We start from the raw sequence: 10,928 nt of genomic DNA on the forward strand, positions 1-10,928 counted from the left end.
GATTCCTAGATGAAGGTCAAATGTACCGTATCCTACGATGGGACACATTTTAAAGGCTATCAGGTGCAGCCAGGGCAGCGAACCGTTCAGACGGAGATAGAGTCAGCCCTTGCAAGAATGCACAAACAGGATGAACTAATTCCGATTGTGGCTTCCGGCCGGACGGACAGCGGTGTCCATGCAAAGGGACAGGTCATCCATTTTGACACTCCGCTCTCGATCCCGATGGAGAGATGGCCTTTTGCCCTTAACAGCTTGCTGCCGGATGATATCCGTGTTCTAAAGGCTGAGGAGGTCGATGACTCGTTTCATGCCAGATTTGGTGTTGTTTCGAAGGAGTACCGTTATAAGGTCTCAACGGAAACGCACCAAAATGTGTTCACGAGACAGTATGCCTGCCACTATCCTTACCGGCTGGATATCGATAAAATGAGAAAAGCCGCTGAGCACCTGATTGGGACGCATGACTTTACAAGCTTTTGCGCGGCCAATACAGAGGTTCAGGACAAGGTGAGGGTTATTTATGCCCTCGAGTGGAAAAACGTCTCAGGCGGGCTTGAAATGCGTGTGAGAGGGAATGGTTTTTTATACAACATGGTGCGGATTATCGCTGGAACGTTGCTTGAAATCGGTTCTGGTAAATTTCACCCTGAGGAGATAAAAGCTATGCTTGCCGCCCGAAATCGCGAAGCGGCAGGCAAGACTGCGCCTAGTCACGGACTGTATTTATGGGAAGTTTTCTATGACAACTAAACCAGGTGTAACATGTTCTTGACACAGGAAGCAGAAAGTTATAAGATATCATATGGTATGTATTTCAACCCCACAAATAAGCCCCGGAAGACTTATCTTGTGTTTTGAAATAGAACGTAGCATTTGATTCAAGGAAAATTCATTGATTTATTTAGGAGGGAAACTCATGCGTACAACACCAATGGCGAACGCAAGCACAATTGAGCGCAAATGGCTAGTTGTTGATGCGGCAGGCAAGACTCTAGGTCGTCTTTCTACTGAAGTAGCATCACTTTTGCGCGGTAAGCACAAACCAACTTATACACCACACGTTGATACAGGTGATCACGTCATCATCATCAATGCTGAGAAAATTGAATTAACAGGTAAGAAATTGACGGACAAAATTTACTACCGTCACACGATGCACCCAGGCGGTTTGAAACAAAGAACTGCTCTTGAGATGCGTACAAACTACCCTGAGAAAATGTTGGAGCTTGCTATCAAAGGTATGCTTCCAAAGGGTCCACTAGGTCGTCAAATGTTCAAAAAATTAAATGTGTACCGTGGTTCTGAGCATCCACATCAAGCACAACAACCTGAAGTTTACGAACTTCGCGGTTAATTATAAGGGAGGTTAACAATTTGGCACAGGTTCAATATTACGGTACAGGTCGTCGTAAAAGTTCTGTAGCGCGCGTTCGCTTAGTTCCAGGTGAAGGCCGTATCGTCGTTAATAATCGTGAAATTACTGAATACATTCCATTCGCTGCTTTAATCGAAGACGTGAAACAGCCTTTGAACATCACAGAAACAGCTAACAGCTACGATGTTCTTGTAAATGTTCACGGTGGTGGATTCTCTGGTCAAGCTGGAGCAATTCGTCACGGTATCTCTCGTGCTCTTCTAGAAGTAGATCCTGAGTACCGTACACCACTTAAACGTGCTGGACTTCTTACTCGTGACCCTCGTATGAAAGAGCGTAAGAAATACGGTCTTAAAGGCGCACGTAGAGCTCCTCAGTTCTCAAAACGTTAATTCTATTACGTTTCTCAAAGGCTCTCAAGCTTATGCTTGGGGGTCTTTTTTTAGGCTCTAAAAAAATAGGAACACGAGAAATTTATTGCTGGTTATAATTCTATACCTTTGAAACTTTTGAGCGGTTTGATCTTTTAGAGTATCTGTTACGAATTTATAAATGTTTATAGTCATTGGATGCCTAATCGAGTCTGTACTTCTTTAATGCCTGATCCCGCTTCAAATAAACACTTAATATGAAAATAGGTCATTACTGCTAATGCCTCAGAGCGGATGTATTTTCCGTAATCAGCAGAGGTAAACTCACTGCTTTTCCTCACTAATGAGACAGCATTTTATTCCATAATTTGATGAGTTCTCGTGTAGCAAAACTCGCCAATTTTTGTTAGTCGATTTATGATGTATGGTGAGAGGAAAATAATTTATTTTTGCTATATACTTTGCCTAAAGGTCTTTGAATCACCTTTATTGACCACGTAAGTATGTTGAACTGGAGATGCGGGTCTACGTGACGTTATTAAATTATAGGTAGGTGCAAGAGTGAGTTTAGTGAAAATAGAGCCCATAAGTACACTTAATAATCGTGAGATAACTGAAATTTTTAAATGTGCTCCTCAAGGAGGTATGAGGCGCTCGCATGAAACGAATACCTTAGTTTTAGTATCGGATCATACAAAAGCATTGTATGAAGACCGATGGGACGGAAATGTTTTTCATTATACTGGTATGGGTAGAACGGGAGATCAGACATTGACATCTCAAAATAAAACTGTGGCTGAATCATTAAGTAATAAAGTGGAGATGCATTTATTCGAAGTGTTTGAAGCGAAGAAATATGTGTATCGTGGTGTAGTGAAACTAGCTGATGAACCATATCAAGAAGAGCAGCTAGATAATAATGACCAACTGCGGCAAGTATGGGTCTTCCCTCTTGTGTTGGCAGACGATCAAAAGATAATCATTCCAGATAAGTTGATAAAAAAGAAACAAGTGTTGAGGGAAAAGAAGGTAAGAAAACTGGATGAGAGCGTTTTAGAAAACAGAGCTAGAACCGCCAGAAGAAAAAGTAGTAAACGTAAGACTATCTCAACTACATATGAACGTGACCCATATGTTACAGAATTTGCAAAACGCTGGGCAAAGGGAGTTTGTCAGTTATGTGATCAACCGGCTCCATATTTAAATATGAATGGGGAGCCTCATTTACATACCCATCATATCAAATGGCTATCACGTGGTGGAGAGGATTCAATATACAACACTATTGCTCTTTGTCCTAATTGCCATGATAAAATGCATATTTTAGATTTGGAAGAGGACGTAAGAAAACTTCAAGAGAAAGTTTTAAAGTGCGTAGAAGTAGGCACAATCAAAATTTGAACCAATTGGCTCAGATTAATTTTGATCACATTTTGACACCAAATATACAGTACGACATTCATTTTTTTGCTGATGCAAAAATAGCCCGTTAAATTAGCGCGTCTCGCACTTCGTTAATCAATTTTATAGTGTATGGACGTTTTACAAAGGTTTGTTACAGACAAACCATATAAGAAAAGCATCAGCATCCTGCTGGTGCTTTTTTTATTTGTGTTTTTTTCTGTTTGGAAACATATAAAATAGGATCATAGCAAGGTTTTTGTTTAAAACACGAAGTCTATGGAGGGTGTCATATGAATCTAACAACAGAAAGGTGTATCATTCGATCATTTGCTGAGAATGATTGGCAGGATGTCTATGCATATACATCTGATCCGGCAGTGATGAAGTATATTCCAGAAGGTGTTTTTTCAAAAGAAAATGCGCAGGAATTTGTTAAAAATAATCGTCTTAAAAAAGCCAAGAATTTTGCTGTCCTATTAAAAGAGGATCAAACATGCATTGGGCATATCGCGTTTCATCCATACTTTGGTGAGCACACATATGAGATTGGCTGGGTCTTCAATCCTGCATATCAAAAAAAGGGCTATGCATCAGAAGCGGCTTATGCTGTCTTACATCATGGTTTTCACACACTGAATTTACATCGGATCATTGCCACTTGTCAGCCTGAAAATGTGCCATCATGGAGAGTGATGGAGAAATTGGGGATGAGGAGAGAGGGGTATTTTAAACAGTGTATACCCCAAGGAAATGAGTGGTGGGATGAGTTTTACTATGCCCTCCTACAAGAGGAATGGTTCGAGAAGAGGGCTTGATCAGTTTTTATGATATGAAGTACTTTGATGAAAAAGCAGCTGAACAAATCTTATATGAGAATTCTCTTAACTGGTATTTTGGTAAGTGAAAACAGTCTTCCATCCATCCTAGGAGGTGCTTTCATTGAATCTAAATCAATTGACATTTAGAGAAGCCGTGCAAGAAGATCTCGACAGGATCATTTTCATGCTTTCAGATGATAAGTTAGGTCAAAAGAGAGAGCGTTACACTCGCCCGTTATTAGAAAGCTATATCAAAGCCTTTCATTCAATCGATGCTGATCCAAATATTGAACTCATTGTTGCGTGTGACCAGGAAGAAGTAGTTGGTGTTCTTCAGTTAACCATGACGCCATTTCTTACACATCAAGGAGGATGGAGAGCATCCATCGAAGGAGTTCGGACGGCTTCGGCCCATAGAGGAAAAGGAGTCGGCTCGCTGCTTATAAAGTGGGCTATTCAACGCGCAAGCGACCGCGGATGTCATATGGTCCAGCTGACAACAGACAAACAGAGGCCAGAAGCACGCCATTTTTATGAGAAATTAGGGTTTGGAGCCACGCATGAAGGAATGAAGCTGCATCTGCCCCATGAATAAGGACATCAAGAAGCGGAGGATTCACGAACCTCTGCCTTTTTTGTGCCTTTATTTGAAATATTTGTTATATTAAACATGTAAATCCTCTGTTATTTGGAAAGGAGAAACATGTTACTCAAAATCGGTCTAGTTGTCATAGGTGTGGTCGTACTTTACGTGCTGGTTCAAGTCTTGCTGTATAAAAGAGATATGAAAAAAACGAAGGAAGATCTTTTGACATTTGTCACAAAAAACAAAAAGGACGTATCAGTGACAATCATTGAAAATGATGATGTGGTGTTAGAATGGAATGCTGATCAAAAAACACCACTTGCAAGTACGGTGAAATTAGTGGTTTTATTTCATTTTGTTAAAGCTGTATCCAGCGGCGGCATCAAGCTAGAGGAAAAAGTGGCATTGCCTGATATAGAGCGGTTTTATATTGATAGAACAGACGGTGGTGCGCACGTGTACTGGCTGGAGGTCAATGATTTTTCTGAGCATGCGACTTTATTAGATGTTGCCAAAGGGATGATGCAATTCAGTTCGAATGCTTGTACGGATTATTTGATTGACCGGCTGGGCTTAGAAAAGATCAATGATCAGATGAAACAAGCAGGTCTTACAGAACATGATGAACTTATGCCGCTGACGCCAATGATTTTGTGGTCCGCTTATGTATCTGATCATCGGCGGGATGCATTCAAGAAAATGAGCGGTATATCCGAAGAACAATACAAATCTCTAATGAATGAGATTTTTAATATCATGAAAAATGACCCAGAGCATAAAAAGGCGTTAGAAGAAAAAATGAAAAAAAAGAACTTATTAAGCTGGCGTATACAATCATTACTGACGCAAAAGATGACAAAGTCTACAACCAATGAATATACACATTTTATGAAACGTCTTCATGACGAGCTGTTAACAACAGAAGAAAAAAGTCTTTTTAGCCAAATCGTACTGGGAGAAACATTGAAAAAGGAAACAGATCAATATTTTTGGTATAAAGGCGGAGCAACATTGTTTGTTTTCACAGGTGCTTTATATCGAAGAACAGATACATCCTCTATCTCCATCTCTCTTTTTATCAATGATCCGAAAGCGAACAATTCTCACTGGATTGGGGAAGTATTCAACGAATTTATGCTTACTGCAGCAGTGGATCAAAACTTTCGACAACGATTGATTCAGGCTTTCATTACATAATTATCAAAAAAACAGAGGGATATCGCCCTCTGTTTTATTATTTCTGCATTGGAAACGTTTTGTATACATCTTGACGTTTCCCTTTTGACTTCACAACTCCATTAACCAGTTCCTTTTGCCAAAGCGCTGTATCGTCTTTGTACTTTTTAAAAGAGTGAAGGAGCTTTTTTTCTAGCTGTTTTCTTTTAAACGTGACGGACGGCTCATCTTTAGAGAACGTCCTAAGTGTTACTTGCTCTGCATTATCAAAATTTGTCATTCCGGTCGTTCACTGACCGTCATTTCCATTTACTGAACTGCATGTTTTGTTCAAACCAACGAACAATACAAAGAAAAAAGGAGTTCAGTTCATGGCAGAAGTGCTTTCATTTTATCAACTAAAAACAAAACGAGATGTCATGCTTGAAAAGAAGCTTTTGCGTACATTGTCTCTTCAACAAGTAACGGCTGCTTCCGAGAAATTCACAAAGAAGCTGTTTCCATTTGCAGATGATCCAGCGGGTATTATGAGTGATGGTTGCATCGATTTCGCCATTGAAGCTTTTTTAGCTGGCGGAAGATACGGTGAGTCGAGTAAATACGGCGAGTCGTTTGACGATATCAAAAAGCGATCCTCACAGGAGGAAGCTGAACTGATTGAAGAGCTCGCAGGGTGCTTGCAATCGTGGGGGAATATGTTCCAAATGGAGCGGAAGATGTCATGTTTATATCCATTTGCGAGAGATTTTTTAAGCATGTGGTGGCAGGAAGGCTTTCGTGAATCAGAAAAAAGACACAAGCTTCGGCTGCACTAAGCATATTTCCAGCCCTTGTCCCATATCTATAAAATAATGGTGTATGGGAGGGACAGGGATGAAAAGAAAGCTGAAGTGGACAGGGTTTTTAATTGGGTTTATTGTCCTCTTATTCTTATTCAGGTTTCAATTTCTAAATGATGATTCGTGGAAATCGTGGAATTTGCCTCTAAGCGGGAAGATCATCTATTTAGATCCGGGGCACGGCGGTCCAGATGGAGGGGCTGTGGGAGGGGAGCTGCTTGAGAAAGAGATTGCACTGGATGTATCCATGAAGATACGGGACTATTTGCAGGAGCAGGGCGCGCTTGTTCTCATGACCCGAGAGGATGATTCTGATTTATCATCAAAGAATACAAGGGGATATGCCCGAAAGAAAGCGGAGGATTTAAGGAACCGCGTAAAAGTCATCAATGAGTCTGAAGCAGACCTCTATTTAAGCATTCATTTAAATGCGATACCATCAAACAAATGGAGCGGGGCGCAGACGTTTTTTTATGGAAAGTATGAAGAGAATGAAAAGGCAGCGAAGTTTATTCAAGATGAATTACGCAGAAACCTTGAAAACACAGATCGTAAGGCGAAGCGGATCAACGGCATTTATTTAATGCAAAATGTCACAAAGCCAGGAGCTCTAGTGGAAATTGGATTTCTCTCCAACCCGAAAGAGGCTGGCCAGCTGGCAACACCTAAATATCAGGATCAAATTGCTGCCTCTATTTATAAAGGGATTTTAAGATATTTAACAGAGCAAAAAGAGCCACCTGAATAAGGGGCTTTTTCCTTTTGATCGCAGGCAAACAGGACAGACATTGTAAGGATATGTATGATATACTTGGGTTGTAAACGAATTCAATAAAGGGTGAGGTTCTGCTATGATCGGACAAGATGATGTGAGAAAACTAGTTGGGAAGATGGACGAACCTTTCCTTCATATACCGCTTGGTGAGCTGGATGCCATCAAGGAAATCAGCCTAAAGCCTGAGAAAGAGCATGTGAGCCTAAAAGTGGCCATTGCCAAAACAGGCACTGCTGAGCAGATGAAGCTGCAGCAAGACATCGTACAAGCCTTGAAAGCAGCAGGCGCTAACACAGTAGGACTTCGTTTTGAGGAACTGCCTCAGGAAACACTTGAAAAGTTTATGCCATCACAAGATGAAGAAGAAACCCTGCTTAACTCTAAAAATCCGCCTGAGTTCTTAGCGATTGCGAGTGGAAAGGGCGGCGTTGGTAAATCGACCGTTTCTGTTAACCTTGCTGTAGCGCTGGCTCGTCTAGGGAAAAAAGTCGGGCTGATTGATGCTGATATTTATGGCTTTAGTGTGCCGGATATGATGGGAATCACTGTCAGACCAACAGTTAAAGGGGAAAAAATCATTCCTGTGGAGCGCTTTGGTGTCAAAGTGATTTCAATGGGCTTTTTTGTTGAAGAAAATGCACCGGTTATTTGGAGAGGACCGATGCTTGGAAAAATGTTAAATAACTTCTTCCACGAAGTTGAGTGGGGAGAATTAGATTACTTACTATTAGACCTTCCGCCTGGAACAGGGGATGTAGCGCTTGATATTCATACAATGCTGCCTAGCTGTAAAGAAATCATTGTCACTACACCGCATCCAACGGCTGCCTTCGTTGCAGCAAGAGCAGGCGCAATGGCACTGCAAACAGATCATGAGGTGCTCGGGGTCGTTGAGAATATGAGCTATTATGAAAGCAAAAAAACAGGTGAAAAAGAATACGTCTTTGGAAAAGGCGGCGGGGACAAGCTGGCTGAAGAGCTGCGTGTATCAGTCCTTGGCCAAATTCCTTTAAGACAGCCTGATTGGAATGAGGATGATTTCGCGCCTTCTGTCTATGATGCGAGTCATCCGACAGGAGAAGTGTATCAACACATTGCGAATAAAGTCATTGAACAATTAGCAGTGAAAGCATAATGAAAGCCCGAGTGGATGAATGCCACTCGGGTGATGTTTAACTGTCGCTTCCTTGCGAGCCGGAATCACTGCCGCTTTCAGATGCTGCCTTTTTGAGCTCATCTTCAAATTTCTTCTTATAAAGAGGGCTGCTTAATGTTTCCGTAATGACTTTTTCTAAGTGCTTTCTAAACTCTTTGCTTTTTACCAGTTCACCGTATTTCTTTTCCATCTCAGGATCCTTGAGAATATCCATCATCAGCTGTTGATAGTCAGGATCCTTCATTAACTGTTTTAACATTCTTTCATGCTGTTGCTGCATGGATTTTGCGAAAGTCTCGGCAAATTTAGAATCCTCAAAGACCTTCTTCCAGAACTCTTTGCCTTTATCAGAAGTCAGTGTTTTCTCTATCGTTTTTTTCACAGTTTGTTCATCCATTACCAAAGCTTCATTCATTGCCTCGTCATTTAATAACTGTTGAATGGCCTTTTTACCGTCATCTGTCTTTAATATATCGACGACCATTTTTTTTGTTTCGTCATAGTCCATATTAGATGAGGATTGGGTTTTGGGAGCACAAGCTGTTAGAGATAAAAGAAGAAAACAGCTCATTATACGCAAGATGCCTTTTGACATACTGTGGCTCCTTTCGTTACATGTCTTACTTTTAATATGAATGTTTCACGTAAATTTATACATAACAAAAATAGGGGTTGGATCAATTCAATGAAAAGTCGGGATTTAGTTCGTTTTTTCTTCTCTGTGCTAGCTGTTGGAGCGGTCATTACAAGCGTGGTAGGTTTTGCACTGGAGTGGGGGAAATATCAGAAGCTTTTTATATCGTTTGAAATTCTAGAGATCGCATCTGTGTTGTTTTGGTTCATTGGTGTAGGGATGATCTTTAGTGTCATTAGCCAGATGGGGTTTGTTGTCTTCTTGACGGTGCACCGGTTTGCGTTAGAAATTTTCCGGTCACATTCTTTATGGAATACCATTCAGCTGTTTCTTGTGATTTTTGTGCTGTTTGATTTAGCTTACTTGCGATTTTTGTTTTTCGGGGAGAATGATTCATTTCTTCCATATTTGTGGCTGCCTTTATTTATCGGTGTGTTTGCATTGATCGTGGCTTACTTTAAACAGCAGCAGTCCTCTAAGAAAACATTTGTTTCTGCAATGTTTCTCATGGTTGTCATCACGTCGTTAGAATGGTTCCCGGCGCTCAGAGTCAATGAAGAGGACTGGCTGTATTTAATGCTATTCCCGTTATTAGGCTGTAATGCGTTTCAGCTGTTAGCTATGCCGCGGTTTTCAAAAGCGAAAGCTACTTAACTTCTGATGACTTTGTTTTCGTATTGGAGATCAGTTCGCCAACCGTCACATTTTTTAAATTCTTTTCTTTTATTTGTTTCAAAATAGCGGGTAAGGCTTGAGCGGTTTGGGTTGCTGAATCTGAGGCGTGAAGGAGTACAATGTCTCCGCTTTTCATTCGATCATTTACATTCTGAACAATCTGGTCGACGCCCGGATTCAGCCAATCCTGTGAATTGATGCTGTAATGAACAACGGTATAACCGTACTGTGTGGCAATTTTCAGTGCTGTTTCGTTAAACTGTCCAGTTGGCGGTCTTAATAGTTGAATGTCATCTAATCCAAGCTTTTGAAATGTATTTTGTGCACGGACAAGATCTTGCTTGATTTCACTATCTTCAAGCTGGCTATAATTTTTATAAGCATAGCCGAGGCTTCCAATTTGATGGCCGTCCTCCCTAATTTGTTTCACGATATCAGGATGACGCTCAGCCCAAGAAGCAGACAGAAAGAAAGTGGCGTTCTTTATACCGTACTCTCGAAGGACATTTAAAATAGGAACAGCCTTCTCATCCCCCCAGCCAATATTAAAAGTGAGAGAGACATGTTTTGATGAAGTCTCTCCTTTATAAATGGCTCGGGGTCCATGTTCAGTTTTAAATACCGACAGCGGCGGTGCCTTTTGTACATAAAAAAAGGTTGCAGCTGCAAGGGCTGCTACAAGAATAATGACAACTTGCTTCAGCCGTTTAATAGGCAACACATATAATCGACTCAATTCAAACACTCCTGCCTTGTCCAAGATTGTTACTTGATTGTATGCAGGACAAGGGTTTAAGATGCTTAATAAAACTATTTCGAAAAAAGTTTTGAAAAGGCGTTGACCAATAGAATGTTTTCGTGATATATTATTAATCGTCGCTGACACACAGTGACAAACACAAAACGCTTCGGGAAATAAACTTGAAAAAAGTTGTTGACATAAGATGAAGCGAAATGTTATATTATTAAAGCCGCTAAGAACGGCGAAGATGATCTTTGAAAACTAAACAAGACAAAACGTACCTGTTAATTCGAGTTTTTATAAAAAAATCCTATGATACTTCATAGGTAGTCAGTCAAACTGGCGAAAAGCAAAACTTCGGTTTTGTACTTTTT

14 protein-coding genes are annotated in these 10,928 nt (G+C 40.7%); 11 read left to right on the forward strand and 3 right to left on the reverse strand.

From position 1 onward, the window contains the following. Window positions 1-9: 9 nt before the first annotated feature. The 7 genes from truA to ACLGGR_RS18495 all read left to right on the forward strand — a co-directional run bounded on the left by truA (window position 10) and on the right by ACLGGR_RS18495 (window position 5,754). Window positions 10-753: a tRNA pseudouridine(38-40) synthase TruA gene (truA, locus tag ACLGGR_RS18465; protein WP_410973643.1), complete on the forward strand. Its 744-nt coding sequence runs from the start codon at window positions 10-12 to the stop codon at window positions 751-753. A 166-nt stretch (window positions 754-919) separates the two neighbouring features. Beyond that, entirely contained in the window at window positions 920-1,357 is a 438-nt protein-coding gene (rplM, locus tag ACLGGR_RS18470) for a 50S ribosomal protein L13 (protein WP_003217042.1), read from the forward strand. A 20-nt stretch (window positions 1,358-1,377) separates the two neighbouring features. Further along, window positions 1,378-1,770, forward strand: a complete 393-nt coding sequence (rpsI, locus tag ACLGGR_RS18475; RefSeq protein ID WP_034283876.1) for a 30S ribosomal protein S9 — start codon at window positions 1,378-1,380, stop codon at window positions 1,768-1,770. Window positions 1,771-2,310: 540 nt separating this feature from the next. Next, a complete protein-coding gene (locus tag ACLGGR_RS18480) occupies window positions 2,311-3,150 on the forward strand; it encodes an HNH endonuclease (protein WP_410973644.1) in 840 nt (279 codons plus the stop codon). A gap of 293 nt (window positions 3,151-3,443) precedes the next feature. Further along, window positions 3,444-3,968 (forward strand): GNAT family N-acetyltransferase, encoded by a 525-nt coding sequence (locus tag ACLGGR_RS18485; RefSeq protein ID WP_410973645.1) that lies wholly within the window; start codon window positions 3,444-3,446, stop codon window positions 3,966-3,968. A gap of 124 nt (window positions 3,969-4,092) precedes the next feature. Then, window positions 4,093-4,566, forward strand: coding sequence for a GNAT family N-acetyltransferase (locus ACLGGR_RS18490; protein WP_410973646.1), 474 nt, complete (start codon window positions 4,093-4,095; stop codon window positions 4,564-4,566). A gap of 108 nt (window positions 4,567-4,674) precedes the next feature. Continuing rightward, entirely contained in the window at window positions 4,675-5,754 is a 1,080-nt protein-coding gene (locus ACLGGR_RS18495; RefSeq protein WP_260601899.1) for a class A beta-lactamase-related serine hydrolase, read from the forward strand. A gap of 37 nt (window positions 5,755-5,791) precedes the next feature. On the opposite strand, the gene ACLGGR_RS18500 is transcribed toward ACLGGR_RS18495, so the two are convergent. Next, window positions 5,792-6,013 (reverse strand): hypothetical protein, encoded by a 222-nt coding sequence (locus tag ACLGGR_RS18500; protein ID WP_410973647.1) that lies wholly within the window; start codon window positions 6,011-6,013, stop codon window positions 5,792-5,794. A 91-nt stretch (window positions 6,014-6,104) separates the two neighbouring features. On the opposite strand from ACLGGR_RS18500, the gene ACLGGR_RS18505 reads away from it, so the two are divergent. From ACLGGR_RS18505 to ACLGGR_RS18515, 3 genes are all read left to right on the forward strand, one after another. Further along, window positions 6,105-6,548 (forward strand): DUF2521 family protein, encoded by a 444-nt coding sequence (locus tag ACLGGR_RS18505; RefSeq protein WP_410973648.1) that lies wholly within the window; start codon window positions 6,105-6,107, stop codon window positions 6,546-6,548. A 58-nt stretch (window positions 6,549-6,606) separates the two neighbouring features. After that, window positions 6,607-7,320, forward strand: a complete 714-nt coding sequence (gene cwlD, locus ACLGGR_RS18510) for an N-acetylmuramoyl-L-alanine amidase CwlD (protein WP_034283867.1) — start codon at window positions 6,607-6,609, stop codon at window positions 7,318-7,320. A 103-nt stretch (window positions 7,321-7,423) separates the two neighbouring features. Next, a complete protein-coding gene (locus ACLGGR_RS18515) occupies window positions 7,424-8,482 on the forward strand; it encodes an Mrp/NBP35 family ATP-binding protein (RefSeq protein ID WP_024425873.1) in 1,059 nt (352 codons plus the stop codon). Between the two features lie 37 nt (window positions 8,483-8,519). Here the strand turns inward: ACLGGR_RS18515 and gerD are convergent, their stop codons facing one another. Continuing rightward, complete coding sequence (gene gerD / locus ACLGGR_RS18520) at window positions 8,520-9,098, reverse strand: spore germination lipoprotein GerD (RefSeq protein WP_041105690.1); 579 nt, start codon at window positions 9,096-9,098, stop codon at window positions 8,520-8,522. Between the two features lie 90 nt (window positions 9,099-9,188). On the opposite strand from gerD, the gene ACLGGR_RS18525 reads away from it, so the two are divergent. Continuing rightward, complete coding sequence (locus ACLGGR_RS18525) at window positions 9,189-9,791, forward strand: KinB-signaling pathway activation protein (RefSeq protein ID WP_048240153.1); 603 nt, start codon at window positions 9,189-9,191, stop codon at window positions 9,789-9,791. Here the strand turns inward: ACLGGR_RS18525 and pdaB are convergent. After that, window positions 9,784-10,548, reverse strand: coding sequence for a polysaccharide deacetylase family sporulation protein PdaB (gene pdaB / locus ACLGGR_RS18530; protein ID WP_065215437.1), 765 nt, complete (start codon window positions 10,546-10,548; stop codon window positions 9,784-9,786). The genes ACLGGR_RS18525 and pdaB overlap by 8 nt on opposite strands. Window positions 10,549-10,928: the final 380 nt, after the last annotated feature.

The organism is Bacillus sp. BD48 (genome assembly GCF_046566805.1).
GTDB classification, from domain to species: Bacteria; Bacillota; Bacilli; order Bacillales; family Bacillaceae; genus Bacillus; species Bacillus safensis.

Excerpts from the sequence above, each read along its gene's own strand:
- ACLGGR_RS18505 (WP_410973648.1), top strand. The coding sequence starts at position 6,105 with ATGGCAGAAGTGCTTTCATTTTATCAACTAAAAACAAAACGAGATGTC.
- rplM (WP_003217042.1), top strand. The coding sequence starts at position 920 with ATGCGTACAACACCAATGGCGAACGCAAGCACAATTGAGCGCAAATGG.
- truA (WP_410973643.1), top strand. The coding sequence starts at position 10 with ATGAAGGTCAAATGTACCGTATCCTACGATGGGACACATTTTAAAGGC.
- ACLGGR_RS18485 (WP_410973645.1), top strand. The coding sequence starts at position 3,444 with ATGAATCTAACAACAGAAAGGTGTATCATTCGATCATTTGCTGAGAAT.
- ACLGGR_RS18495 (WP_260601899.1), top strand. The coding sequence starts at position 4,675 with ATGTTACTCAAAATCGGTCTAGTTGTCATAGGTGTGGTCGTACTTTAC.
- gerD (WP_041105690.1), bottom strand. The coding sequence starts at position 9,098 with ATGTCAAAAGGCATCTTGCGTATAATGAGCTGTTTTCTTCTTTTATCT.
- ACLGGR_RS18500 (WP_410973647.1), bottom strand. The coding sequence starts at position 6,013 with ATGACAAATTTTGATAATGCAGAGCAAGTAACACTTAGGACGTTCTCT.
- ACLGGR_RS18525 (WP_048240153.1), top strand. The coding sequence starts at position 9,189 with ATGAAAAGTCGGGATTTAGTTCGTTTTTTCTTCTCTGTGCTAGCTGTT.
- cwlD (WP_034283867.1), top strand. The coding sequence starts at position 6,607 with ATGAAAAGAAAGCTGAAGTGGACAGGGTTTTTAATTGGGTTTATTGTC.
- ACLGGR_RS18515 (WP_024425873.1), top strand. The coding sequence starts at position 7,424 with ATGATCGGACAAGATGATGTGAGAAAACTAGTTGGGAAGATGGACGAA.